The following is a 25,356-nucleotide window of genomic DNA, read 5'->3' on the forward strand; positions in this document are numbered from 1 at the left end:
TGGCTTGGGCAGACCAGGGAAACCGCTGAGGTTGTCCCGTGTCGACAGTGCCGCGACAGCGTATTACTCCGCGGCAGCGCGCGGGAAGTCTTCGAGCGGTTCGGTGGTGGGCTCGGACATGCGGTCGAGCCGGTAGGGCCGGAGCGGGGCCTTGGCGACCTGGTTGCGGCCGCTCTGCTTGGCCTTGTAAAGGGCGCCGTCGGCGGCCGAGAGGAGGTCGGCGACGGTCTGGCCGGAATGCGGCAGCGAGGCGACGCCGAAGGAGGCGGTGATTTCGGCGCCATGGGTGTTGCTCAACTCCTCGATGCGGACCCGCAAAACCTCGGCCTTGTCGGCCGCGCGCTCCAGCGGGCAATCGGGCAGGATGATCACCAGTTCCTCGCCGCCGAACCGGCAGACGACGTCGGTCTCGCGCAGGGAGCCGGTGAGGGCCAGGGCGCAATCGCGCAGCACCTGGTCGCCGAAGGCGTGGCCGTGCTCGTCGTTGAGGCGCTTGAAGTGATCGAGATCGACCATCAGCAGTGACACTTCGCGGTTCTCGCGCTCGGCGAGGCGCACGAAGCGCTGCAGGCAATCTTCCATGTAGCGGCGGTTGTAGAGGCCGGTAAGCGGATCGCGGAGCGCCTGGTTGCGGAGCTTCTCGCGCAGCGCCATGTTGGCGAGGGCGAGGCTCATGCCGTCGGCGAGGGCCGAGCCGAGCCCGGTGACCTGCTCGAGCCTTTCGGCGGCGCTGACGCCGGAGGCAAAGAGCTGCAGCAGCCCCACGATCTCGCCGCGCGCGATCATCGGGATTTCGAGCGTCGTTTCAGTGCCGACATGGTGGGCACAGCAAAGCTTCGAACCATCGCCGCGATTCATGTGCGGCTTACCGCGTTTCAGGCCCCAGCAGGTATTCGGGCTGATGGTCTCGGGCAGCGCATCGTTCTCGGCGCGGCCCCAGGTGGTCGACAGGACCAGCCGGTCGCGCGAATTGTTGAAGACGTAGAGGGCGCCGGAGAAGCCCGGGACGAGGTCCCCGGCCGTGGCCTTGAGTACGGAGTTGGCGTCGGAGTGGTCGGAAGCGGACTGCAGCACGTCGGCCATCTCGAACAGGCGGGCAACCTGCTCACGCGAGCGATCGGCCGAGGCGACGGCGGCAGCACGCCGGTCGGCCTCCCACACGCTCGAGCGGAAGGCATAGACGAGGCCGAGAATGGCGAGGAAGCCCGCGCCGACCTGGAGCAGCAGCACGAGCAGGATGCCGAACTGGATGCGTTCGTCATGCGCGGCCACGCGGTTGTCGGTATCGCGCAGGACGCGCTCCACCTCGGACCCGACGGCGACGATCGTGCTGCCGGTGCGCCGTTCAGCAAGGAGGGCGCGGCCGGCTTCGGGTTGACCGGCACTGGCGAGAGCAATGGCTTCGCTCCAGGTATCGATCAGGTCGCTGACGACATCGCTGGTCGGCCGGGCCCGGCCTGCGAACGTATCCACCGGAGCGAGCGCATTGAGGATGTTCGCGCCGGAACTGGTAAGCTTGGAGATCTGGGAGAGGTGGGCCTGCAGCGCCTCGGCCTCACCGCTCAGGTAGTGCATGGCGTTGGCGTCGGCTTCGGTGAGCGCCTGATACATCATGCGCAACTGCTGGCTCTGCCCTCTCAGATCAGCTAGCGCCCGCTGCTGCGTACTGACGTGGACGAAGCTGACGACGGCGGTGGCAACGAGGGCGAAGACGAGCGCGACGGTCGCAGCCGAAAGCAGGCGCGAGCCCCGCTTCGGCGGCAGCGCCTCTTTGCGGTCGATCATACGGTCGAGACTGGCAAACACGACTCGGAGCCCCCACGGCGTCCTCGGATTCTTGCATGATGCCTGAGATCGGCGCTGGTACGCGCTCCCATCCGGGAAAGCGCTTAGCGCATGGTGAAGCGGGCTGGTGAAGCCCGCGGTTACGAAAAGACTAAAATGCCGGTGGTTCGACAGGACCGCGAAAATCTGGCTCAGTCGGTCGCCGCTGTCGAATGGCCCGCCTGCCGTTCGACCAGCTCATGTGCAAGTCCTAGAACAAGCCCCGCAGAGGAGACCGCCATGAGATATATCTGCCTTGTCCACGCTGCCCCCGAGGCCTTCGCCGGTTTGAGCGAGGCAGAGCAGCACCAACTCGACCGCGACTCGCTCGCCTACGACCAGGAACTCGAAGCAAACGGCAACTACGTGACGTCGGACGCCCTGCAGCCGCCGGAGAATGCGGTGATCATCCGGGTGCGCAACGGCGAGATGAGTTCGACGGATGGTCCGTTCATCGAGACCAAGGAACAGCTGGCCGGGTTCATCCTGATCGAGGCGCGCGACCTTAACGACGCGATCCGCCTTGCCGCCGGGATCCCGATGGCGAAAGTCGGCGCGATCGAGGTCCGCGCCATGTACGAAATCCCGCGGCACGATTGATGGACCGAGGACTGATCGAGACGATCTGGCGGCAGGAGTCGCGGCGGGTGCTGGCGACGCTGATCCGGCTGCTCGGCGATTTCGACCGGGCCGAGGAGGCGCTGAACGATGCTTTCCTCGCCGCGGCGGAGCAGTGGCCATCGACCGGTGTGCCGGCCAATCCGCGCGCCTGGCTGGTGTCGGCGGGCCGCTTCAAGGCGATCGACCGGCTGCGCCGGCGCGCGAAGTTCGCCGAGATCACCAAGCAACTCGCTGTGCTCGAGGAAGACGAGATGGCTCCCGATGCCGAACCGATCGCCGACGACCAGCTGCGGCTGATCTTCACCTGCTGCCACCCGGAACTACCGCCCGATGCGCAGGTGGCGCTGACGCTGCGCGAGACCTGCGGGCTGATGACCGAGGAGATCGCGGCCGCCTATCTGACCAAGCCCGCGACCATTGCGCAGCGCATCGTGCGGGCCAAGGCGCGCATCCGCGAGCTCACCCTGCCCTACGAGGTGCCCGGCGCGGACGAGCTGCTGGAGCGGCTCGATGCGGTGCTGCGGACGATCTACCTGATCTTCAACGAGGGCTATTCGGCGAGCCGTGGCGACAGTGCGCTCCGCGCCGACCTCTGCGCCGAGGCGATCCGGCTGACCCGGCTGCTGCGCGAGCTGTTGCGCGAGCCCGAGCCCGAGGTCGAGGGCCTGCTGGCGCTGATGCTGCTGCAGCATGCGCGCCGCGCGGCTCGCACCGATGGCGCCGGCGATATCGTCCTGATCGCGGCGCAGGACCGGGACCTGTGGGACGGAGCCGAGATCGCCGAGGGCGTGGGGCTGGTCAGAACGGTGATGGCGATGCGGCCGCTCACCGCCTACGGCATCGAGGCGGCGATCGCGGCGGTGCACGCCACGGCGCCAGATGCCGAGGCCACCGACTGGGCCGAGATCGTGCGGCTCTACGACCTGCTGCGACAGGCCGACGCCTCGCCGGTGATCGCGCTCAACCGCGCGGTGGCGTTGGCGATGCGGGATGGGCCGGAGGCGGGGCTGGTCGAAATAGATGGCTTGCTGGCCACTGGGGTGCTGGGGCAGTTCCGCTACGCCCATGCGGCACGGGCCGACCTGCTGCGGCGGCTGGGGCGGCGGGATCAGGCGCGGGCGGCGTACGTGGCAGCGCTGGAGCTGACACAGCAGGCAGCGGAGCGGCGGTTTATCGAGGGGCGGTTGCGGGAAATAGCTGACTGATAGAGACGGCTTCGGTTGATCCTACCCCCGCGCCAGCTTGCTGCGGCTTTCCGGCAGGACCCGGTGCGGGGGATGGGCGCCGTCGACGAAGGCGCGGATGTTGACGATCACCGTCTCGCCCATTTCGAGGCGCGCCTCGAGCGTCGCCGAGGCCATGTGGGCGGTCAGCACGACCTTGTGGTCGCGGGCCAGCTGCAACAGGCGCGGGTCGACGCCGGCGCGGTTTTCGAACACATCGAGCGCGGCGCCCGAGAGATGCCCCGATTCGATGCCGGCGATCAGCGCCGCCTCATCGACCAGCTCGGAGCGCGAGACGTTCACCACCCAGGCGTCCCGGCGCATGCGGGCGAGGCGCTCGGCGTTGAGGATGTGGTGGGTGGTACGCGTCAGCGGCGTGTGCAGCGAGACGATATCCACCGCGCCGACCATGTCGTCGAGCGAATCCCAGAAGGTCGCGCCCAGCGCCTCCTCGACCTGCGGGGGTCGGCGGTGGCGGGAGAAATAGTGGATGGCGAGGCCGAAGTTTTTCGCGCGCGTGGCGACGGCAGTGCCGATCCGGCCCATGCCGACGATGCCGAGCGCCTTGCCGCGCAGGCGCCGGCCGAGCATCCAGGTCGGCGACCAGCCTGGCCATTCGCCGGTCGCGGGCAGCACCTCGGCGCCCTCGACCAGCCGGCGCGGCAGCGACAGCATCAGCATCACCGCCATGTCGGCGGTGTCCTCGGTGAGAACCGATGGGGTGTTGGTGACGGTGAGGCCGGCGGCGTAGGCCGCGTCGATGTCGATATTGTCGTAGCCGTTGCCGAACTGGGCGATCAGCTTCACGGTCGGCGGCAGGCGGGCGATGAGCGCGGCGTCGATCGGATCGGTGATCGAGGTGACCAGCACGTCCTGACCCTGGGCGCCCTCGATGATGGCATCGGGGCTGAGCACGCCATCAACGGGCTTGCAGCTCATCTCGAACAGCGTCGCCATCCGCGCCTCGATCTGCTCCGGCAGGCGGCGGGTGACGAAAATCCTGGGTCGACCGAGGGTCAAACGGGGTGCCTTTCAGCGACCATTAAGGTCTTTTGCCTAGTGATAGGAAAAAACCACCCCACTGCAAAGTCCATGTTCGGCTCGGTCAGCTCCATGCTCCCTCAAAGGCGCGCCAAAGGGCGGAAAATCGGCGCGATTCTCAGCGCCCTGCTCGTCGGTCTTTTTGCCCTCCCCACTCCCCTCACGGTCGCCGCCGAAGGTCCGAGCGGCTTGCCGCTGCCGCGATTCGTCACGACGCGCTCGACGCCGATCAACGTGCGGGTCGGGCCGGGCACGAAATACGATGTGGCCTGGGTCTATGTGAAGGCCGGGACTCCGGTCGAGATCATCCAGGAATTCGACACCTGGCGGAAAATCCGCGACGCCGACGGCTCGGAAGGCTGGCTGCACCAGAACCTGCTCGTCGGCAAGCGCGCCGGGCTGGTGGCGCCGTGGAAGCCAGCCGGCGACCAGATCGCGCTGCTGCAATCGGCCAATGACGATTCGGGCGTCCGCGCCTGGCTGACGCCGAGCTTCCGCGTCGACATCAAGGAATGCACCGGCAACTGGTGCAAGGTGGTCGCCACCTCGCACGCCGTGAGCGGCAACCCACAGAGTTTTGACGGCTGGCTGCACCAGGACGAGCTCTGGGGCGTCTACAAGGGCGAAGAGTTCGACGACTGAGACTTCGGACCGGCCCTATTGCGGCCAGCTGCCGTCTTCGCGTTGGGCCTTTTCCCGGTCCAGCGCTTCGGCCGAGACCTCGTCATAGGTGAAATCCTCGACCTCTGAGACGCGACGGACCTCGACTTCGTCGCCCTCGTTCCACATCGGGATCTTCTTCACCCAGCCGATCGCCTCGTCGAGCGAATCGGCCCGGATGATCCAGAAGCCGCCGAGCAGTTCCTTGGCCTCGGTGAACGGGCCGTCGCGGACCTCGAGCTTGCCGTTCTGCATCTTGACCTTGGCGCCGCTCTTGGAGGGCTGCAGGCCCTCGCCACCGAGCAGGACCCCGGCAGCGATCATCTCTTCATTGAGCTTGCCCATCGCCGCCAGCATTTCGGAGGACGGGGGCGGGGACGGTTCGGTCATCTTGACCATGATCATATAGCGCATCTGGCGGCGGTCTCCTCTTTGGGCCGACAGTGAGCCAGACGTTTGGCGGAAATGGAAGCGCGCTAGGCGACGAGCAAGGGCTCGCGCTCGGCGGCGGCGAGTTCGAGGCCGTCCTGGAGAGCGATGAGGCGCAGTTCCATGCGCTCGGCGATCGCGCCGTCGTAGCGGCCGTGGCGGAAGCCGTTGATGATGGTGACAATCTCGGCGCGACGAGCCTCATAGTGCTTGGGCAGCTCGTCGTAGAAGCGCTCGACCTTGATGGCGGGCCAGATTTCATCGGACATCGGACTAACCTCGTCGGCTTCGTATGAGCGTTAGGCTAGGCCGCTGACGTTAGATGCGATTGAGCGTTTGGTTAGAATTTGGAGAGGAAGTCAGGGGCCCATCATGTACCCCACGCCGCGCACCGTCTGGATGAGCGAGGGCTGGTCCTCGATGTCGATCTTGGCGCGGACGTAGCGGACATAGACGTCGACGATCTTGGTGCCAGGGTCGTAGCCGTATTCCCAGACGCTGTTAAGCAGGCGCTCGCGGCTCACCACCTTGCCGGCATTGGCCATGAGGTAGCGGAGGAGGTCGAACTCCAGCACCGTGAGGGTGATCGGCACGCCGTCGCGGGTGACGCCGCGCGATTGCGGGTCGAGGACGAGCGGGCCGAGTTTCAGCGTCGTCTCCTGCCCCGCTTCGCCACGGCGGCGGCCGAGCGCGATGAGGCGGGCAAGGAGTTCGTCGAAGGCGAAGGGTTTTGTGAGGTAATCGTCGGCTCCGCCCTTTAGCCCCTCGATCTTGTCGGCGAGGCTGTCCTTGGCGGTGAGCATCAGGATCATGGCGCCGCGCCGCTCTTCGCGCAGCAGTTTGGCGATCTCGAGCCCGTCAATGTAGGGTAGCTTGCGGTCGAGGATGACGATGTCGAAATCGTCCTGCCGGGCGCGTTCGAGTCCGTCGCGGCCGTCATTTTCGACGCTGACCTGGTAGCCCTCGGCGGCGAGGCCGCGTTCGAGGAAGGAGGCGATGCGGCGATCGTCTTCGACGACGAGCACTTTCATCGGCGGCCTTCCGCGAGAGGCAGCGAGATGGTGAGCACGGCACCTGGACCGTCGGAACGATTGTCGAGCCCGATGGTCCCGCCGTGCCGCTCGACGATGTCGCGGGCGATGGCGAGGCCGATGCCGAGGCCCTGGTTCATCAGCGCGCCCTCCCCCTTGCCGCGATAGAAGCGCTCGAACACGTTCGTCCGGTCCTCGTCGGCGATGCCATCCCCCTGGTCGGCGATGGCGACGCTAACCCTGTCGCCGCTGCGGGTGGTCGAGATGGTGATGCGGCTGCCAGGTGGGGCGTGCTTCACGGCGTTGTCGAGCCCGATCATCAGCGCCTGGCGCAGGCGGCGGAAATCGGCGTCGATGACCGCACTATCGTCGCCGAATTCGGTGCTGATCGAAACCTCACGCGGTTCGGCCAGCACCTCTGCTTCGGTAGCCGCGGCTGCCACGACATCCTCGAGCTTCACATCGGCCGGCAAGTGCTGCTGGCTTTCAGCATCGGTGCGGGCGAAGGCGATGAGATCGTCGAGCAGGTGCGAGAGTTCGGCCGATTGGCCGCGAATCCGCTCGAGCGAGGCACTGAGGTCGGCGGTCGTGGCCGTGCCGCGCACCGCCACATCGGCCTCGCCACGTAGCACGGTGAGCGGGGTGCGCAGCTCGTGGCTGACATCGGCGAGGAACTGGGTGCGTTTGACGTCGATGGCGCGGAGGCGGGCATTGGCCTCGGTCAGCTCGGCCGTGCGCACCCCGATCTCGGCCTCGAGCCGGGCGTCGGAGCGACGGACGGCGCGGTAGAGCAGGAGGCCGAGGAGGCTCAGCACGGCGAGCGCCACGACTGCCAGCACGGCGGCAATTGTCACCACCACCGACTGCTCGCGCTCGACATTGGCGAGCTCGGCCGCCACCTCGTTGCGCTCGTCGGTCAGGGCGCTGTCGATGAGCGGCTGCAGCTCGTTGGCGAGGCGGAAGGCGACGTCGCGGCCGTAGAGTTCGGTGGCTTGCGCCACATCGCCGTCGCGCGCCGCTGCCAGCGCCCGTGCCGCCGAGGCATCGATGGCGTGGTAGAGCCCGATCATGCGGCGCACATCCTCGAGTTCGACCATCTCGGCTTCGAGCGCCGGGGTGCCGCCGAGGGCGGCCAGCTCGTCGCGGGTGGCGCGGGTGAGGCGGGCGAAGGTGCGCTCCATGTCGATGCGGGCGGCCTGCACGCCGGGCATGGTAGCGCGGCCGAGCAGCAGGACGGAGGCAATCTGCCTGCCATAGGCATTGGTGCGGCCGTCGAGCTCGGCCATGACCTCGAAGCGCCGATGCATGGCGTCGACGCGCTTCACATAGTGATCGGCGAGCGACAGGCCGTAGGCCATCACCCCGATCATGGCGGCAAGCGAAACGAGGCTCGCCAGCCCCAGTCCCACGATCCGCCCCCGCACCGTCACGCCGTCGATCCTCCTCAGCCGTCGCCATGTCTATGCGGGGGGTGGCGGAAGCGGAAGCCCTCGCCCGGCAATGCGCGACAAAGGCTCAGCCAATACCGAGCATTACCGGCATCGACGCCGGTCGATGGCAGTCTCGCCGCACAATCAAAATGGGAGAGTTGAATGCGGATCGTTCTCGCCTCGGGCCTGTTGCTGGCCGCTCTGGGAGGGGCCGCGATGGCGGCCGACAAGGTGCAGGTCGGCGACAAGGGCGTGTTCCCCGAAAGCCTGACCTCGACCGCCGACGGCACGCTGATCGTGGGCAGCGTCGGCACCGGCAAGATCTACAAGGCTGCGGCCGGGGCCACCGCCACCGAGGACTGGATCGCGCCGGTCACCGACGGGCCGACTTCGGTGCTCGGTGTGTTCGCCGACGAAAAGAACGGCACGCTCTGGGCCTGCTATTCCGATCTCGCGCTGTTCAGCGGTGAGGGCCAGGGCGCGATCCTCCGCACCTACGATCTCGCGACGGGCACGCTGAAGACCACCGTGCCGCTCGGTGACGGAACGTTCTGCAACGACATCGCCACCACTGCCGACGGTGCCGCCTTTGTGGCCGACACCGCCGGCAGCCAGGTGTTCAAGGTGGCGCCGGGGGCGAGCACCGCCGAGGTGCTGATCAAGGACGATGCGCTGGCCAGCGTCGATGGCCTCAGCTTCGGCCCGGACGGCTCGCTCTATCTCAATGGCGTGCAGACCAACAAGCTGTTCCGCCTCGCGGTCAATGCCGATGGCGGCGCCGGCGCGCTTACCGAGCTCACGCTGTCGCAGCCGATCTCCGGCCCCGACGGCATGCGCTTTGGCGACGATGGCGTGCTGTATCTGGCTGAGAATGCGGCCGGCCAAGTCAGCGCCATCACCTTCGACGGCGACACTGCCAATGTGAAGGTGATCGAAAAGGGCGGCTGGGACATGCCGGTGGCACTGACCAAGGTCGGGCAGACCCTGTGGGTGGTGGAAGCCAAGTTCTCCAAGATGGGTGGTACTGAGGATCCGGGCGCGTTCTACGCCTACCCGGTGACGCTGCAATAGGGCACTTCGTCCCCCTGTTCGAAGAACGGGGGAGGGGGACCCGCCGAAGGCAGTGGAGGGGCGGCGGGAAGCGCCGGTGTTGGGGGCCGCCCCCTCCACCAGCTTCGCTGGTCCCCCTCCCCCGCTTCGCAGGGGAGGATGAGAATGGTCCAGGTCTTTTCTATTCCGCCGGCTGCGGTTGGGCTTGCCGGTTCTCGTGCCCACTACCACCGGACAGAGTCCTTTGCCCGACCATCACGGTCAGCAGCGCCAGTGCCCCGGCGACGACCGAGACCCAGAAGCCGTTGCCCGGGCCGTAGGTGTCGACCACCCAGCCCGAAACGAACGAGCCGAGCGCCATGCCGATGCCGATCCCGGTCATTACCCAGGTGATGCCTTCGGTCAGCATGGCGGCCGGCACGCGCCGCTCGATCAGGCCGAATGCGGTGATGAAGGTCGGCGAGATGGCGACGCCGCTGACGAACACGGCCAGCGCCAGCATCGGCACATTGTCGACGAACAGCAGCGGCCAAGCGGTGAGGGCGAGGATGGCAAGCGCGATGGTCAGCTGCCTCTCGAGCGCCAGTTTCAGGTTCAGCGCGCCGACGATCAGGCCGACGACGAACGAGCCCAGGGCGTAGACGCCGATGACGAGGCTCGCCGCGCCCGCCTGCCCGAGTTCCTCGGTGATGGCCACGGCGCTCACCTCGGCGGTGGCAAAGATCGCGCCGACGAAGATCAGTGCCAGCGTCACGACCTGCACCGGTCGCTGCCGGATGGCCGACTGCCCTGGTCGTCCGGTGGCGCCGCTCGGCTTGGGCTCGGTGGAACGCTGCGCGATGAAGGCCAGCGCGCCCAGGGCGAGGAACAATGTGCTGGCCAACATTCCCGCCTCGGGGAAGAGCGCGACGCTTAGGCCCACCGACAGCGACGCGCCGGCGATATAGACCAGCTCATCGGCCGACGACTCGAAGGCGAAGGCGGTGTTGAGCTCGGGCCGGTCGCGGAACAATTCGCTCCAGCGGGCGCGGATCATGGCCGGAAAGCTCGGCATCACCGCCGCGACGAGGGCGGACGCGAACAGCGTCCAGACCGGCCAATTCTGGTTGGTCGCGACCAGCAGGACGAGGAAGGCAGCGACGGCAAGCAGCGTCGTCGGGATCAGCACGCGGGACTGGCCGAGCCGGTCGACGATCCGCGAGACCTGGGGCGCGAACAGCGCGTTGGCCAGCGCGTAAGTGGCCGACACGGCGCCGGCGAGCCAGAACTCGCCGTGGGTCTGCGACAGCATAGCGACGATACCGATCGGCGCCATCGCCATCGGCATGCGGGCGATAAAGCCAGCGGCGGCAAAGCCCTTGGCCCCACGGGCCCGGAAAATCTCTGCGTATGGGTTCGGCATGGCAGACACTCGCTTGCGCATTTCAGCGTTTCGTCGAAACGGCGAAGTGCTCCAAGTCCTTGTTTTGTCGCGCTTTCGAACCTGAAAGCGCTCCGGGGTTGACGGTGCGCCGTCCGAATATTTACATACACGGCGTATGCGAATGACCTAATGACATACATCGCGTATGTCAATTCACATACAACGCGTATGTGAAAGTATTTTTGGATGCCGCCCAGAACCCGCAGCGAGATGATCGTCGAGACCCGCGCCAAGCTGATGGCGGCGGGCCGCAAGGCCTTTGCCGCCGTCGGGTATGCCGATGCGTCGATGGACGATTTCACTTCCGAAGCGGGGCTGACACGCGGCGCGCTCTACCACCATTTCGGCGACAAGCGCGGGCTGTTCGAGGCGGTTGTCACCGAGATCGACTGCGAGATGACGGAGCGGTTGAAGACGCGTGCCGCGGCGGCGCCGACGCCGTGGGAGGGCTTTCTCGAGGAGGGGATCGGCTATATCGAGATGGCGCTCGAGCCGGAGATCCGGCGCATCATGCTGCGCGACGGCCCGGCGGTGCTCGGCGATCCGGCCTCCTGGCCCAGCGCCAATGGCTGCATCACCACGATGCGACGCAGCCTCGAGGCGCTGATCCGGAGCGGCACGATCCGCGAGATCGATACCGAGGCAACGGCGCGCATGCTCACCGGCGCCTCGTGCTATCTGGCTCAGTGGATCGCCAATGCCGACGATCCGGTCGGCACCTCAATCCGCGCCACGGCGGCCTATCGCCAACTGGTCGAAGGCCTGCTCCGCGACCCGACGACCCGCTCCTGACGCAGGTTCCGGCTCATCGGGCACGCGGCGATAAACGCTGACGCGCCTTGGCAGGTTTTGAGGGCTATCATCCCCAGCTACCAGCTATGATGATTGACCTAGGAAGGAAGCCGCATGTCAGGCACAACACCGGCGCGCGCCACACGACGCGAATGGATCGGGCTGGCGGTCATCGCGCTGCCCTGCATCCTCTATGCCATGGACCTGACGGTTCTCAACCTGGCGGTGCCGTCGCTGACGGCGTCGCTCAACCCTACTGCCGCGCAACTGTTGTGGATCGTCGACATCTACGGCTTCTTCGTTGCCGGCTCGCTCCTCACCATGGGGACGCTGGGCGACCGGATCGGGCGCCGAAAGCTCTTGATGATCGGTGCGGCCGCATTTGGCGCGACCTCCATCCTCGCCGCCTTTGCCCCAACGGCCGAAACGCTGATCCTCGCACGAGCGCTCCTCGGCATCGCTGGCGCGACGCTGGCACCATCCACGCTGTCGCTGATCACCAACATGTTCCGCGACGACCGGGAGCGGACCATCGCCATCAGCATTTGGGTCGCCAGCTTTTCGACCGGCGGGGCGATTGGTCCGGTGGTGGGCGGGGTGCTGCTCAACTACTTGTGGTGGGGCTCGGTGTTCCTCGTCGCGGTGCCGATCATGGTGTTGCTGCTGATCCTGGCACCCCGGCTGCTGCCCGAGTACAAAGACCCGCAGGCCGGGCGGCTGGACCCGGTGAGTGCTGCGTTGTCGATGCTCGCGGTGCTGTCGATCATCTACGGCATCAAGACACTGGCCGAGGGTGGGGAGCTAGCCGTCAGCACCGGCACGATCGCCTTCGGGTTGGCCATCGGCGCCGCCTTCGTCTTGCGGCAGCTGCGGCTGAGCCATCCGCTGCTGGATCTCACCCTATTCTCGCGCCCCTCGTTCACCGCGGCGCTCGGCATCAACGTCTTCGGCTTCTTCGCCATCTTCGGCATGTTCCTCGTCGTAGCCCAGTACATGCAGCTGGTGCTGGGGCTGACGCCATTCGAGGCGGGGCTGTGGAGCTTGCCGGCGGGCCTCGGCTTCGTCGTGGGCTCGTTGCTGACACCCATTCTGTTAAGCCGGATGCGTCCGGCCTATGTACTGGCGCTGGGGTTGGGCCTCGCCGCGGCCGCGTTGATCGTGATGGGGCTGATCGCATCCTCCCGCGACCTGCTGGTGTTGATCACAGCCAACACGGCACTCTCGCTCGGCATGGCGCCGGTGGCGACGATTGCTGCGGACCTGGTGATGAGCTCGGCCCCGCCGGAGCGGGCTGGTGCCGCCTCTGGCCTCAACGAGACCAGCTCGGAATTCGGCGGCGCGCTGGGCATCGCTTTGCTCGGCAGCGTCTTGACCGTGCTCTATCGCAGCGGGCTCGGCGGCACCCTGCCGGAGGGCCTGTCAGGCGAAGCGGTGGCGATGGCGTTGCGCGGCATTGGCGGCGCCTACACGGCTGCAGAGACGCTGCCGGAAGGCGGGGTAGAGCTGCTCGAGGCCGCGCGCGTAGCCTATGCCGACGCCATGCTGGTGACCTCGCTGCTGGGTGCCGGGATCGTCCTCATCGCTGCCATCACGACGATCGCCATGTTCCGCGGGCTCAGGCCAGCAACAGCGTAAGCAAAAAGGCCCGGGATCGCTCCCGGGCCTTCGTGACTCTGTGCAGCGGAAGCGCTTACTCGGCGGCCGAGTCTTCGCGGGCGCGTTCCTTGCCGGTCTCCTGGTCGACGACCTTCATCGACAGCTTGACCTTGCCGCGATCGTCGAAGCCGAGGAGCTTGACCCAGACCTTGTCGCCTTCCTTGACCACATCGGTGGTCTTGGCGACGCGCTGGTCGGCGAGCTGGCTGATGTGGACGAGGCCGTCCTTGGCGCCAAAGAAGTTCACGAACGCGCCGAAATCGGCAGTCTTGACCACAGTGCCCTGGTAGATGGCGCCGACTTCGGCTTCATCGGTGATCGACTTGATCCACTTGATGGCCGCGTCGATCGAGGCGCCGTCCGAGGACGAGACCTTCACCGAGCCGTCGTCCTCGATGTTGATCTTGGCGCCGGTCTTTTCGACGATCTCGCGGATCACCTTGCCGCCGGTGCCGATCACTTCGCGGATCTTGTCGGTCGGGATCTGGATGGTCTCGATGCGCGGAGCGAACTCGCCCACGCTCGAACGCGACGTGTCGAGAGCCTTGGCCATCTCGCCCAGGATGTGCTCGCGGCCGCCCTTGGCCTGACCGAGCGCGACCTTCATGATCTCCTCGGTGATGCCGGCGATCTTGATGTCCATCTGCAGCGAGGTAACGCCGTCGGCGGTGCCCGCAACCTTGAAGTCCATGTCGCCGAGGTGATCTTCGTCACCCAGGATATCCGACAGGACGGCGAAGCGGTCGCCTTCGAGGATCAGGCCCATGGCGATACCGGCCACTGGCTTCTTCATCGGCACGCCTGCATCCATCAGCGCCAGCGAGGTACCGCAGACAGTTGCCATCGAGGACGAGCCGTTGCTCTCGGTGATCTCGGAGACGACGCGGATGGTGTAGGGGAACTCTTCGGCCTTGGGGCGGATCGGGTTGATGGCGCGCCAGGCGAGCTTGCCGTGACCGATTTCGCGACGGCCGGGCGAGCCCATGCGGCCAGCTTCACCGACCGAGTAGGGCGGGAAGTTGTAGTGCAGCATGAAGTTCACCTTGTTGGTGCCTTCGAGGCTGTCGACGAACTGCTCATCGTCGCCGGTGCCGAGGGTCGCGACCACGAGGGCCTGCGTCTCGCCGCGAGTGAACAGGGCCGAGCCGTGGGTACGCGGCAGCACGCCGACTTCCGCGACGATCGGACGGACGGTCGTGAGATCACGGCCATCGATACGGGTCTTGGTGTCGAGGATGTTCCAGCGGACGATCTTGGCCTGGAGGTTGTGGACGACTTCGCCCAGATCCTCGGCCGAAACGGTGCCGGCTTCGATCTGGGCCGCGAAGTGCTCCTTGACCTTGGCATTGGCGGCATCGACGGCGGCGTAGCGCTGGGCCTTGTCGGTGATCTTGTAGGCAGCGCGGAGGTCAGCCTCGGCAACGGCGAGGACGTCCTTTTCCAGCGCCGAGAAGTCCGGAGCGGTGAAATCACGCGGCTCCTTGGCGGCCAGTTCGGCGAGCTTGATGATCGCTTCGATGACCTTCTGCGACGCAGCGTGACCGAACATCACGGCGCCGAGCATGACTTCTTCGGACAGCTCCTGAGCTTCCGATTCGACCATCAGCACGGCATCGTGGGTGCCGGCCATGACGAGGTCGAGCTTACTATCAGCGCGCTTGTCGACGGCGAGGTTGAGGACGTATTCGCCATCAACGTAGCCGACGCGGGCAGCGCCGATCGGGCCCATGAAGGGGACGCCCGAGATTGTCAGCGCGGCGGAGGTGGCGACCATGGCCAGCACGTCCGGGTTGTTCTCCATGTCGTGCTGGAGAACGGTGACGACCACCTGGGTCTCGTTCTTGTAGCCATCGGGGAAGAGCGGGCGGATCGGACGGTCGATCAGGCGCGAGACCAGCGTCTCGTTCTCGGTCGGGCGGCCTTCGCGCTTGAAGTAGCCACCCGGGATCTTGCCGGCGGCGAAGTACTTTTCCTGGTAGTTGACGGTCAGCGGGAAGAAGTCCTGGCCGGGCTTGGCCTTCTTGGCCGAAACAACGGTCGCGAGGAGGACGGTCTCACCGAGCGTAGCGAGCACGGCGCCGTCAGCCTGGCGGGCGATCTTGCCGGTCTCGAGGGTGAGCGGCTGGCCGCCCCAGTTGAGTTCGACTTTGTGGTGGTCGAAGTTGATGGGCATGTTCTTGTCTTTCCTTTCTGCCGGAATGAGCGGGAACGCGGGGGCGTAGCCACCCCGCGAACTCATCCGGTGTGCCAGCAGACGAAGCACCCCATGTGCTCAGCCAGCCCAAAATCGGCACGGTTTGTTCGCTGACTCCCGATGTCACTCGGGGCGGAACATGGACAAGACGATGAGCCGCTCAGTTCTCTTGGGGGAGAGTGCCCTCTGGCACCATGAGCGGCCGATGATCTCGCCATGCTCCGCGTAGTTCATCAGCCTACGCATACATCCAGCTCGTGGCCGGAAAAGATCGCGAGGCGTACCTCGCGATCAGTTCGTATTCGGCTGGCCTTAGCGGCGCAGGCCGAGGCGCTCGATCAGCGCCTTGTAGCGCGCTTCGTCGTTCTTCTTGACGTAGTCAAGCAGACGCCGGCGCGTCGAAACCATCTTCAGGAGACCACGACGGGAATGGTTATCCTTGTTGTGGGTCTTGAAGTGTTCGGTGAGGTTGGCGATACGCTCGGAGAGGATCGCGACCTGGACTTCCGGCGAGCCGGTATCGTCCTTCTTGGTGGCGAAGTCCTTGATAAGCGTGGTCTTCCGCTCAGCGGTAATCGACATCGGAATGGTCCTTTCAAATTGAGGATCAACGGGACGCTGCCACCCGGGATGTCGTCCAGGTGGAGCCATGAGCAGTGCCGGCAGGCCGGAACTTGGCGGGCTCTATAGGGGAAAGCCCCGGCAAAAGCCAGTTATTTGTCGCCGGGGTCGCGGTCCTCGGCCTCGGCCCGGCCATTGAGGGTTTCGTTCGGATCGAGCGAGGCCAAGGGGATCGAGAAGCGCCAGGTGATGCCGCGCTCGTGGACCTCGCGCTCGACCTCGCCGTTGAGCGAGCGGCCGACCATGTTCTCGAGCACGGTGGTGCCGAAGCCCCGGCGCGGGGCGGCCTTGGGTGCCACGCTGCCGGTCTCGTGCCAGACGAACGCGATGTTGTCGCCAACCCGCGCCCAGCTGAGCTCGAGCCGCCCGCCGTCGCGCGCGAAGGCACCGTATTTGACCGCATTGGTGGCGAGTTCGTGCGCGGCCATGCCGAGGATCTGCGCTGCCTGGGCGTTCAGCCGCAGCGAAGGCCCGTCGACGACGACCTTTTCCCCATCCACCGGGCAGAACGGATCAATCTGGCTGACCAGCAATTCCCTGAGATCGACACCGGCGACACCGTGGGCGAGGAGCAGGTCGGTGGAGCGGGCGAGCCCGAAGATGCGGCGTTCGAAATTGGTGACGAACTCGGGCACAGTCTCGGCGCCGCGCGCGGTCTGCTTGGCCATGGCGGCAATGACGGTCATCTGGTTCTTCGACCGATGCGCGAGCTCGCGCATCAGGAAGCGCACTTCGGTCTCGGCCGCCTGCCGGCGCCGCGAGGCATCACCGAGCGCCATGGAGACGGTGGCGATTTCCTCGATTGGGAAATCGCGGGCCTCGACCGGCTGGCCGGCACCGAGGCGCTTGGCATCGGCTTCGAGCCCATGCACCGAGCGCCCGATCTGGAGGCTCACGCCATAGACCACCAGCACCACCAGCGCCGCGAGCAATACGCCGCCGGCGAGCAGCGACCAGAAGGCATCGGCCAGCGGCTGCGAAACCACATCGCGCTCGGCCCAGGCGACGAGACTCCAGCCGGTGAGCAGCGACTGCTGCGTCACGGCAAGATAGTCGATGCCGTCATGGCGAATGTCGCGCCAGCCTGGGGTCGATCCGAGCTGATCATACGGAATGAGGTTGAAGGCATCGCCGGTCTGCCCGCCATCGCCGGAGGAGGCGATGATGACGCCCTTGCGGTCGACCAGAGCCACATGCCAGCCATCGGGCATGCGGCTCGCGAGGAGGGTCATGGAGAGCTGGCTGGCGGTGCGGCTGAAGCCCAGCGCCAGCGGCTGCCGGCCGGCGGGGAAGATGGGCTGCAGGATGTTCACGACCCATTGCTGCGAAACGCGCCCGAACACGGCGTCGGACACCGCAACATCGCGCGTGTCGAAAGCGCGCTGTGCCGTCTCGACATCGCCGATCGGCACGGTTTGCTGCTCGCCCAGGCCGACCCGGGTCGAGAGGTCCGAAGTCATGTCGGGGTGGATAAGGTAGACGAACGAGCCGGTATCGGCGAGGGCCTGGCTGACCCGTGAATGGAAGGATGGGTAGTCGGCCTCGGTCAGCGGCGGCGTCGTAGCCAGCACGCGCAGCGTCGTGATATTGGCGTTGATCTCGCGGTCGACGGCTTGGACGATGGCGCGGGAATTGCCGGTGATCAAGGTCTCGACGATGCGCTCCTGCGCCTCGTTGTTGCGCTGCAGCAGCACGGCCGAGAAGATGAAGGCCGGCACCAGCGCCACCAGCGCGAGCACGAACAGGTACACCGCGATCGGGCGCGCGACGCGCGGCCTTGCACGCCGGCTACCCGCTTCGATCGGGGCGGGGCCGTCAGCCATCAACAAAATCGGCGGACATCGGCCCGGCCCCTGGAAACACCATGCGCCGATTAATGCCCGGGAAACCGGGTTGGTTCCAGCCCGTCAGGCGACGATTACCCGCTGCGGCTTGAACTGGCCCATCTCGACCCGGCCCAGCGCCACCGCCGCCCCGGCGCAACTGGCCCAGGCGGTTTCGAGCTCGATCGGCGCACGGGCGCCCGTCAAAAGCACCGGATTGCCGTGGCGGATGGTCTGGGCCTGATCCGGGGTCAGGCGAATTTCGGGCAAAAGGGCGAGGCCGGCGCTCACCGGCAGGAGCAGCGCGTCACGGTCGGCGGCGGCTTCCAGTTGCTCGATGGTAACGGCGCGGGCCTCGTCGAACGGGCCGACCAAGGCGCGATGAAGCTTCGTCACGTGTCCGAAAGAGCCGAGATGGCGCGCGAGGTCACGCGCCAGCGCGCGCACGTAGGTGCCCTTTTCGCAGCGCATCTCGAGCGCGCTCGAGGCGCCGTCGTGCGAGACGAGCGACAGCGCCCCGATATGCACCTCGCGCGGGGCGAGCTCGACCGCCTCGCCGGCCCGCGCGAGGTCGTAGGCGCGCTCGCCATCGACCTTGATGGCCGAGAAGGCCGGCGGGGTCTGGAGGATGGTGCCAGTGAAGCGCGGCAGGGCCGCGACGATCGTCGCGGCATCAGGCCTGACGTCGGAGCGCGCGATGACCTCGCCCTCGGTATCGTCGGTGGTCGTCTCCTCGCCCCACTTGATGGTGAAGCGATAGACCTTCTCGCCATCCTGCACGGCGGGGACGGTCTTGGTCGCCTCGCCCAGCGCGATGGGGAGGATGCCGGTCGCCAGCGGATCGAGAGTCCCGGCATGGCCGGCTTTCTTCGCGCCGAACAGCCAGCGGACTTTGCCCACGGCCTGGGTCGAGGTCATGTCGTATGGCTTGTTCAGGACAACCCAACCGGACACTTCGCGCTTGTTTGATTTGGATTGGGACATTGGAGCCTTCTTGGCACTACCTCGCCAAAACCCCCGCTGTCATCCCTGCGAAAGCGGGGATCCATGGGGCGGCTGGCGCGGGCGGATAGTGGATCCCTGCTTTCGCAGGAATGACAGCTAGTGGGTGTGCCGGGTCGTGCCCACCGCAGCTACTACTGTTCGTCCTCGTCGCCGTGCAGGTCGCGCTGCACGCGATCTGAGCGCAGGAGCGCGTCGATCTTGCCGAATTCGTCGAACGTGTTGTCGACGAAGAACTTGAGGTCGGGCGCGAACTTGAGGTTCAGCTCGGGCGCGACGCGCCCGCGGATGAATTTGTGGTGGCGGTTGAGCGCGGCGACGATCTCGTCGGCGCCCTCTCCGCCGAGCGGCATGATGTAGGCGTTGGCCAGCTTCAGGTCCGTCGACATCCGCACTTCGGGCACGGTGATGACCTTGCCTTCAAGCATCGGATCGTCGATCTCGCCGCGCGAGAAGACCTGCGCCAGCGCATGGCGCACCAGCTCGCCGACGCGCAGCATGCGCTGGGTCGGGCCGGTGGGCTTATGGGTTTCGCGTTTCATTTTCCCGAGTTATGCGCTCGGCGCGCCCGCGTCAACGGCGGCGCGGGCCGGCAGCCTCAGTCGGTATGGAAGACCTCGTCGATCGAGGCCCACCACTCGCCCTCCTTGCGGGTCTCGAGCGGGGACTGCATCGGCATACAGACCTCCCACCATTCCTGCGTGACGGGATCGGCAGCCATCGCCGCCATGTCGGCTTCGTAGTCGGTGCCATGATACTCGAAGTAGGAGAACAGCAGGTTCTCCGGGCGCTTCAGGTAGATCGAGTAGTTGCGGATATTGCTGCGCCGGATCTGGGCCAGCACGTCCGGCCACACTGCCGCATGCACCCGCACATAGTCGGCCACCGCCTCGGGCTTCAGCCCCAGCACCGCTGCATAACGCTTCATTTCGTTCTCCTCCGCGGCAGACTATGCCTGCCGCACCTGCGAAATCTCCTGGCCGCAGCCGATCAGCATCTGCATGACCCTGTCGCGCCCCGGGGCGGTCCTGACGTCCAGCCGCTCCGAGTAGGGGCAGGTCAGCACCGCGAGCACGCGCCCCATCGGCCCAAGGATCGGCACCGACAGGTTGGTGACCCCGGCGATCTGGCGGCTCGGCATGTTCTCGAAGCCCTGGCGCCGGACATCCTTGAGCCGCTCCTCGAGGCCCGGGGTCAGCTTCTCGGCCGGCTCCTGCTCCTCGAGCATCAGCCGGCGCTCCTCGGGGCTGGCGAAGGCGAGGGTGACGTGACCCGACCCGGTATCGACGAGGCTGATGCGCGAGCCAACGCGGATCGAGACGTTCCAGTAGCCCGGCCCATCGACCTGGGCCGAGACGATCAGCGCACCCCGATCGTAGTTGGCGAGATGGCAGGCCTGCTCCGCATCGCGGGCGAAGCGCCGCATCACCGGCAGGGCTTGGCTCAGCAGCCGCTGCAGAGGTGGCCGGCCATGCGCCAGCTCGAACAGTTTCAGTGTCACCTCGTAGCGATCGGCGGCGGTACGGCGGACATAGCCGCGACGCACCAGCCGATCGAGCATGCGATAGATCTCGTTGGGCGAACGATCGAGCGCCTTGGCGATCTCGGCCTGGCTGAGCCCCTCCTCGGTGCCGGCGAGCAGTTCCAGGATATCGAGGCCCTTGTCGAGCGCCGGGGCACGGTATTTGTCGGCGTCCTCAAGCTGCGACATGCTCCCCCCATAGGCGCGATTGACGCCCCGCACCCCTCGTGCTTACTCACGAATAGTCTTTTCACATATGCACAACAAGCCGGCTTGAACCGGAACAGGGAGGCGCGCACATGGCCCGGATCGCCAAGGTCGAAGTGCTGATGGTCGACCTCAGGCCCAAGGTGACGCGGGTCGACGCTATCCAGTCCTTCGTGAGCCAGGAGACGCCGATCGTCCGCATCACCGATGCCGACGGAGTGACGGGCACCGGCTACAGCTACACGATCGGCACCGGCGGGCACTCGGTGATCGAGCTCTTGAAACGCACGCTGGTGCCGGCGATCATCGGGCGCGAGGCGCTGGAGATCGAGCGCATCTGGCGCGACCTGCTGTTTCTCACCCACGCGACGACCACCGGCGCCATCACCTCCATCGCACTGGCCGCCATCGATACGGCGCTGTGGGACTTGAAGGCGCGTAAACTCGGGCTGCCGCTGCACCTCCTCGCCGGCGGGGCGCAGGACGCGATCCCGCTCTACACCACCGAGGGCGGCTGGCTGCATCTCGAGGAGCAGGCGTTGATCGAGGATGCGCTGCGCGCCAAGGCCGACGGCTTTGGCGGCTGCAAGCTCAAGGTCGGGCGGCCGATCCACGAGGATGTGCGACGCATTTCGGCGGTGCGTGAAGCGGTGGGGCCGGGCTTCGAGATCTTCACCGACGCCAACCAGCGCTTCAATGTCGACGAAGCCATCCGCCGCGCCCGGGCCTACGAACCGCTCGATATCGGCTGGTTCGAGGAGCCGCTGACGGCGGAGGACATTTCGGGGCACACCCGCCTCGTCGCGCACACCTCGATCCCGATCGCCGTGGGCGAGAGCCTCTATTCGGCGATGCACTTCCGCGAGTATCTCGAACGGCACGCCTGCTCGATCATCCAGGTGGATGTCGGCCGTATCGGCGGCATCACGCCATGGCTCAAGGTCGCGCATATGGCGGAGGCGTTCAACATCGCGGTCTGCCCGCATTTCCTGATGGAACTGCATGTCGGGCTCTGCGCTGCCATCCCCAATGGCCGCTGGATCGAGTACATCCCGCAGCTAGACGAATTGACGACTGAGGGAATGACCATCCGCGATGGTAAAGCCGTGCCCTCGAACAAGCCGGGCCTCGGCATCGCCTGGGACTTCGACGCCATCGAGAGGATGACGGTCGAAGGCTCGCACTCGATACATCTCTAGGGAGAATTCCAATGGCCGACCTGAGCGGCAAGATCGTCCTCATCACCGCCGCGGCGCAGGGCATTGGCCTTGCCTCGGTGCACGCTTTCGTCGCGGCCGGCGCCAAGGTGATCGCCACCGACATCAATGAGGCCAAGCTCAGAGAGCTCGACGGCACGCCGAACGTGACGACGCGCGTTCTCAGCGTGCTCGATGCCGATGCGGTCAACCAGGCGGTGAAGGAGATCGGCCGGATCGACGTGCTGTTCAACTGCGCCGGCGTCGTCCACAACGGCACCGTGCTCGAGATGCCCGACAAGGACCTCGAATTCGCCTTCGACCTAAATGTCTGGGCCCAGGTGCGCACCATCAAGGCGGTGCTGCCGCAGATGCTGGAACGCGGCGATGGCGCCATCGTCAACATGGCGACGGTCGCCTCCTCGGTGAAGGGCGTGCCGAACCGCGCCGCCTACTCGATCTCTAAGGCCGCCGTGATCGGCCTCACCAAGTCGATCGCGGCCGACTACACCACCAAGGGGATTCGCGTGAATGCGATCGCCCCGGGTACGGTGGATTCGCCCTCGCTGCATGAGCGCTGGCACGCGACCGGCGATTTCGAGGCGGCCAAGAAAGCCTTCATCGCGCGGCAGCCGATCGGCCGTATCGCCAAGCCCGAGGAAGTCGCCGACCTCGCCGTCTACCTCGCCGGCGCGACCTATACGACGGGCCAGGTCCACATCATCGATGGCGGCTGGACGGCATAGCCGTCTTGTATGCAGCGGGCTTGTCATCGCCCACCGAATAGGCACAACTCGCTTCTGCATTAGAAGCGAGTTTTTCATGTCTGAACGCCTTGGCCCCACCGCCGCCGTCATCCGCGCCTACGAGCGCCTGCGCGCGTGGAACGATCCCGCGATGTTCATCCATGTGCGGGATGAAGCGGAGGCGCTGGCGGCTGCAGCTGTCATCGAAGCCAAGGCCGAGCCGGGGCCACTCGCCGGGCTGGTGTTTGCGGTCAAGGACAATATCGACGTCGAGGGATTGCCGACCACTGCGGCCTGCCCTGCTTTCAAGTACGATCCGGAGAAATCCGCCTTCGTCGTGGCGCGGCTCGAAGCGGCGGGTGCCATCGTCATCGGCAAGGCCAATCTCGACCAGTTCGCCACCGGGCTCGTCGGCGTGCGCTCGCCCTATGGCGTGCCGCGCAACGCGCTCAACCCGGAACTGATCCCGGGCGGTTCTAGCTCGGGCTCTGCCACGTCCGTTGCGGCAGGCGTCGTCGATTTCTCGCTCGGTACCGATACGGCGGGCTCGGGCCGCATCCCGGCGGGGATGAACGGCATTGTGGGGCTGAAGCCGACGCTGGGGCTCTTCTCGTCGACCGGCATGGTGCCGGCTTGCCGGACGCTGGATACGATCTCGATCTTTGCCAAGACGGTCGATCTCGCGACGGAAGTCGCGACCGTGGCAGCCGCCTATGACGCTGCCGACGCCTATTCGCGGAAGCTTCCCGCGCCGATCGCGGGCGGCAAGCCGCCAAAATTCCGGGTCGGTATTTCGCCGCCCTGGCAGCGCAAGTTCTTCGGCGACGCGCATGCCGAAGCCGCCTATGCCGCGGATCTCGAGAAGCTGAAATCGCTCGGCGCCGAGCTGGTCGAGATCGACTTCGAGCCGCTGCATGCGGTGGCGCGGTTGCTCTATGAAGGCCCGTGGGTGGCGGAGCGCTACGCCGCGACCAAGCCCCTGATCGAGGAGAACCCCGGCGCCTTCCATCCGGTGACACTGAAGATCATCGGCGGGGCCGAGGGACTGACCGCAGTCGGCGCCTTCGAGGCGATGTACCGGCTCGCCGACCTCAAGCGCCAGACGGCGCCGATCTTCGACAATGTCGATTGCCTCGCGGTGGCCACCGTGCCGCGCATGTACACGGTGGCCGAGCTCGAGACCGATCCGATCGTCCTCAACTCCAATCTCGGCAGCTACACTAATTTCGTGAACCTGCTCGACATGAGCGCCATCAGCGTGCCGGCGGGTTTGCGTGGCGACGGGTTGCCATCGAGCCTGACGCTGGTCGGCAGAGCCGGGGCCGATGGCTATCTCGCGAGCATCGCACGTGCCATCGAGGGTGCCGCGGAGCTGGCGCAGAAGGCGGCGCCGGGGCGGATCGAGGTGGCGGTGGTCGGCGCACATCTCAGCGGATTGCCGCTGAACCATGAGCTGACCAGCTTGGGGGGCACGCTCGTGCGTTCGGGCGAGACGGCGGCGGAGTACAGCCTCCATGCGCTGCCGACGACCCCGGCGAAGCCGGGGCTAGTGCGGGTGACTTCGGGCGGCAGCAGGATCGCCGTCGAAGTGTGGTCGCTCGATGCCGAAGGGTTTGGGCGGTTCGTAAATGGGATCCCGGCGCCGCTGTCGATCGGGACGGTGACGCTAGCGGATGGGTCAACGCCGAAGGGGTTCCTCGCCGAGGCGGCGGCTGTGGCTGGGACCGAGGATATATCGCGTTATGGTGGGTGGCGGGCTTATCTGGCGCGATGATGGTCCGCACCGGCGCGGCGCCGGTTTACGATGACTGCCGAAGTCGATTGTTGACGGTGCTCCGCAGCACTACCGTGTTGCGATATCTTCGGAGTCCGAACAACCGATGCACCGCCCCCGCCTCCTTTCGCTTACTAGTGCGATGCTCGTCTGCGCGACCGTACTGTCACCGGCGCTAGCCGCCGAGACCATCGCGTTCAGCAAGCAGGACCATCAGGTCGACACCGCAATCGCGCTCCAGATGCAGGAGGCGGATGGCTCGACCAAGCGCTACTTCTTCGCTCTCAGCGGCGAACTGGGGCAGATGGTGATGTGCAAGGCGACGTTCAAATCCCATCTCTCCCGCATCATGCAGGCGCTGCGTGCCGACAAGGAGTTCAAGCACCGCAAGGTCCTGGGAGCCGAGTGCGCGCGCACCAAGACCAAGCCGATCGCGATCTACCCCTAACCCCGATGCCCCAGCCGCTGCACTTCACCGCCGACGATGGCGATGTGCTTGCGCATGGCCGCTTCCGCCGCGTCGCGGTCGGCTCGCAGGATCGCCTCGACGATCAGCTCGTGTTCGGCGTGTGATTTGCTGAGCCGGCCCAGCGTCCCGAACTGGGCGCGCCGGAAGGGTTGCAGGCGCTGGCGGGTGGAGCGGGTGATCTTGCTCAGGTAGGCGTTGTGGGCGCCGTCATAGATGCGGGTGTGGAAGATGTCGTTGGCTTCGGCATAGCGTCGCTCGGCGCCATCGCGGACGATGGCCGCCATCTCGGTGTGGAGCGCATCGAGTTCGGCCCGCTCCTCACGCGTCATGGCGAGCGCCGCGAGGCCGGCGCAGAGCGCCTCCAGATAGGCCATCACCTCGAACATGCCGGCGAGTTCGGCGTCGTCGGGCTTGGCCACCAAAGCCTTGGCATGCGGGCGCTGCTCGACGAGGCCGCTGGCGGCGAGGAGGCGCAAGGCTTCGCGCACCGGCGTGCGGCTGACGGCGAAATCGGCGGCGATCTGGCTCTCGTCGAGCGCAGTGCCCGGCGCCAATTGCCCCGCGATGATGCGTTCCGCCAGGCCCCCGCGGATCGCCTCCGCCGATGTGCGCTTCAGCATCT

The 25,356-nt window shown here is 66.4% G+C and carries 25 protein-coding genes; 10 read left to right on the forward strand and 15 right to left on the reverse strand.

Annotated elements, in window-relative coordinates:
• Window positions 1-63 precede the first annotated feature (63 nt).
• Window positions 64-1,785, reverse strand: coding sequence for a GGDEF domain-containing protein (locus ACOYW5_RS13695; protein ID WP_423065445.1), 1,722 nt, complete (start codon window positions 1,783-1,785; stop codon window positions 64-66).
• Between the two features lie 279 nt (window positions 1,786-2,064).
• Here ACOYW5_RS13695 and ACOYW5_RS13700 point away from each other — a divergent pair, with 279 nt between their 5' ends.
• Both ACOYW5_RS13700 and ACOYW5_RS13705 read left to right on the forward strand, forming a co-directional pair.
• Window positions 2,065-2,424: a YciI family protein gene (locus ACOYW5_RS13700; RefSeq protein ID WP_423065446.1), complete on the forward strand. Its 360-nt coding sequence runs from the start codon at window positions 2,065-2,067 to the stop codon at window positions 2,422-2,424.
• Window positions 2,424-3,650 carry an RNA polymerase sigma factor gene (locus ACOYW5_RS13705; RefSeq protein ID WP_423065447.1) on the forward strand — a complete coding sequence of 409 codons (1,227 nt, stop codon included), beginning with the start codon at window positions 2,424-2,426 and terminating at the stop codon, window positions 3,648-3,650. The genes ACOYW5_RS13700 and ACOYW5_RS13705 overlap by 1 nt, the downstream gene beginning before the upstream one ends.
• Before the next feature lie 21 nt (window positions 3,651-3,671).
• On the opposite strand, the gene ACOYW5_RS13710 is transcribed toward ACOYW5_RS13705, so the two are convergent.
• A complete protein-coding gene (locus ACOYW5_RS13710; RefSeq protein WP_423069467.1) occupies window positions 3,672-4,625 on the reverse strand; it encodes a 2-hydroxyacid dehydrogenase in 954 nt (317 codons plus the stop codon).
• 156 nt (window positions 4,626-4,781) lie between these two features.
• Here ACOYW5_RS13710 and ACOYW5_RS13715 point away from each other — a divergent pair, with 156 nt between their 5' ends.
• Complete coding sequence (locus ACOYW5_RS13715; protein ID WP_423065448.1) at window positions 4,782-5,351, forward strand: SH3 domain-containing protein; 570 nt, start codon at window positions 4,782-4,784, stop codon at window positions 5,349-5,351.
• Between the two features lie 15 nt (window positions 5,352-5,366).
• Here ACOYW5_RS13715 and ACOYW5_RS13720 read toward each other — a convergent pair whose 3' ends face one another.
• From ACOYW5_RS13720 to ACOYW5_RS13735, 4 genes are all read right to left on the reverse strand, one after another.
• Window positions 5,367-5,783, reverse strand: a complete 417-nt coding sequence (locus ACOYW5_RS13720) for a YciI family protein (RefSeq protein WP_423065449.1) — start codon at window positions 5,781-5,783, stop codon at window positions 5,367-5,369.
• A 62-nt stretch (window positions 5,784-5,845) separates the two neighbouring features.
• Window positions 5,846-6,067 carry a hypothetical protein gene (locus ACOYW5_RS13725; RefSeq protein ID WP_423065450.1) on the reverse strand — a complete coding sequence of 74 codons (222 nt, stop codon included), beginning with the start codon at window positions 6,065-6,067 and terminating at the stop codon, window positions 5,846-5,848.
• 90 nt (window positions 6,068-6,157) lie between these two features.
• Window positions 6,158-6,829 carry a response regulator transcription factor gene (locus ACOYW5_RS13730; RefSeq protein ID WP_423065451.1) on the reverse strand — a complete coding sequence of 224 codons (672 nt, stop codon included), beginning with the start codon at window positions 6,827-6,829 and terminating at the stop codon, window positions 6,158-6,160.
• Window positions 6,826-8,259: a sensor histidine kinase gene (locus ACOYW5_RS13735; RefSeq protein ID WP_423065452.1), complete on the reverse strand. Its 1,434-nt coding sequence runs from the start codon at window positions 8,257-8,259 to the stop codon at window positions 6,826-6,828. Before ACOYW5_RS13735 ends, ACOYW5_RS13730 begins: the two co-directional genes overlap by 4 nt.
• A 162-nt stretch (window positions 8,260-8,421) precedes the next feature.
• Between ACOYW5_RS13735 and ACOYW5_RS13740 the strand changes: the two genes are divergently transcribed.
• Window positions 8,422-9,330 carry an SMP-30/gluconolactonase/LRE family protein gene (locus ACOYW5_RS13740; RefSeq protein ID WP_423065453.1) on the forward strand — a complete coding sequence of 303 codons (909 nt, stop codon included), beginning with the start codon at window positions 8,422-8,424 and terminating at the stop codon, window positions 9,328-9,330.
• Window positions 9,331-9,490: 160 nt separating this feature from the next.
• Here the strand turns inward: ACOYW5_RS13740 and ACOYW5_RS13745 are convergent, their stop codons facing one another.
• Window positions 9,491-10,711 (reverse strand): MFS transporter, encoded by a 1,221-nt coding sequence (locus ACOYW5_RS13745; RefSeq protein WP_423065454.1) that lies wholly within the window; start codon window positions 10,709-10,711, stop codon window positions 9,491-9,493.
• 207 nt (window positions 10,712-10,918) lie between these two features.
• On the opposite strand from ACOYW5_RS13745, the gene ACOYW5_RS13750 reads away from it, so the two are divergent.
• Window positions 10,919-11,524, forward strand: coding sequence for a TetR/AcrR family transcriptional regulator (locus ACOYW5_RS13750; protein WP_423065455.1), 606 nt, complete (start codon window positions 10,919-10,921; stop codon window positions 11,522-11,524).
• Window positions 11,525-11,638: 114 nt separating this feature from the next.
• Complete coding sequence (locus tag ACOYW5_RS13755; RefSeq protein ID WP_423065456.1) at window positions 11,639-13,159, forward strand: MFS transporter; 1,521 nt, start codon at window positions 11,639-11,641, stop codon at window positions 13,157-13,159.
• Window positions 13,160-13,214: 55 nt separating this feature from the next.
• Here ACOYW5_RS13755 and pnp read toward each other — a convergent pair whose 3' ends face one another.
• From pnp to ACOYW5_RS13790, 7 genes are all read right to left on the reverse strand, one after another.
• Window positions 13,215-15,353 carry a polyribonucleotide nucleotidyltransferase gene (gene pnp, locus ACOYW5_RS13760; RefSeq protein WP_423065457.1) on the reverse strand — a complete coding sequence of 713 codons (2,139 nt, stop codon included), beginning with the start codon at window positions 15,351-15,353 and terminating at the stop codon, window positions 13,215-13,217.
• Between the two features lie 333 nt (window positions 15,354-15,686).
• Window positions 15,687-15,956: a 30S ribosomal protein S15 gene (gene rpsO, locus ACOYW5_RS13765; protein ID WP_423065458.1), complete on the reverse strand. Its 270-nt coding sequence runs from the start codon at window positions 15,954-15,956 to the stop codon at window positions 15,687-15,689.
• A gap of 131 nt (window positions 15,957-16,087) precedes the next feature.
• On the reverse strand, window positions 16,088-17,818 hold the full coding sequence (locus ACOYW5_RS13770) for a sensor histidine kinase (protein WP_423065459.1): 1,731 nt from the start codon (window positions 17,816-17,818) through the stop codon (window positions 16,088-16,090).
• 84 nt (window positions 17,819-17,902) lie between these two features.
• The gene (gene truB / locus ACOYW5_RS13775; RefSeq protein ID WP_423065460.1) at window positions 17,903-18,802 is read right to left on the reverse strand and encodes a tRNA pseudouridine(55) synthase TruB; all 900 of its coding nucleotides are present in this window, start codon (window positions 18,800-18,802) and stop codon (window positions 17,903-17,905) included.
• Window positions 18,803-18,954: 152 nt separating this feature from the next.
• Window positions 18,955-19,362, reverse strand: coding sequence for a 30S ribosome-binding factor RbfA (gene rbfA, locus ACOYW5_RS13780; protein ID WP_423065461.1), 408 nt, complete (start codon window positions 19,360-19,362; stop codon window positions 18,955-18,957).
• A 56-nt stretch (window positions 19,363-19,418) separates the two neighbouring features.
• A complete protein-coding gene (locus tag ACOYW5_RS13785) occupies window positions 19,419-19,748 on the reverse strand; it encodes an L-rhamnose mutarotase (protein ID WP_423065462.1) in 330 nt (109 codons plus the stop codon).
• Window positions 19,749-19,769: 21 nt separating this feature from the next.
• Window positions 19,770-20,531 carry an IclR family transcriptional regulator gene (locus tag ACOYW5_RS13790; RefSeq protein WP_423065463.1) on the reverse strand — a complete coding sequence of 254 codons (762 nt, stop codon included), beginning with the start codon at window positions 20,529-20,531 and terminating at the stop codon, window positions 19,770-19,772.
• Window positions 20,532-20,641: 110 nt separating this feature from the next.
• On the opposite strand from ACOYW5_RS13790, the gene ACOYW5_RS13795 reads away from it, so the two are divergent.
• The 4 genes from ACOYW5_RS13795 to ACOYW5_RS13810 all read left to right on the forward strand — a co-directional run bounded on the left by ACOYW5_RS13795 (window position 20,642) and on the right by ACOYW5_RS13810 (window position 24,713).
• Window positions 20,642-21,748 (forward strand): mandelate racemase/muconate lactonizing enzyme family protein, encoded by a 1,107-nt coding sequence (locus ACOYW5_RS13795; RefSeq protein ID WP_423065464.1) that lies wholly within the window; start codon window positions 20,642-20,644, stop codon window positions 21,746-21,748.
• Window positions 21,749-21,759: 11 nt separating this feature from the next.
• Entirely contained in the window at window positions 21,760-22,491 is a 732-nt protein-coding gene (locus ACOYW5_RS13800; RefSeq protein WP_423065465.1) for an SDR family oxidoreductase, read from the forward strand.
• Window positions 22,492-22,567: 76 nt separating this feature from the next.
• Entirely contained in the window at window positions 22,568-24,265 is a 1,698-nt protein-coding gene (atzF, locus tag ACOYW5_RS13805) for an allophanate hydrolase (RefSeq protein ID WP_423065466.1), read from the forward strand.
• A gap of 106 nt (window positions 24,266-24,371) precedes the next feature.
• Window positions 24,372-24,713 carry a hypothetical protein gene (locus ACOYW5_RS13810; RefSeq protein WP_423065467.1) on the forward strand — a complete coding sequence of 114 codons (342 nt, stop codon included), beginning with the start codon at window positions 24,372-24,374 and terminating at the stop codon, window positions 24,711-24,713.
• Here the strand turns inward: ACOYW5_RS13810 and ACOYW5_RS13815 are convergent.
• A complete protein-coding gene (locus ACOYW5_RS13815) occupies window positions 24,710-25,354 on the reverse strand; it encodes a GntR family transcriptional regulator (RefSeq protein ID WP_423065468.1) in 645 nt (214 codons plus the stop codon). The two genes, ACOYW5_RS13810 and ACOYW5_RS13815, sit on opposite strands and share 4 nt — an antisense overlap.
• Window positions 25,355-25,356: the final 2 nt, after the last annotated feature.

Origin of the sequence: Devosia sp. CN2-171, from assembly GCF_049354815.1 — a bacterium.
Lineage (GTDB): Bacteria > Pseudomonadota > Alphaproteobacteria > Rhizobiales > Devosiaceae > Devosia_A.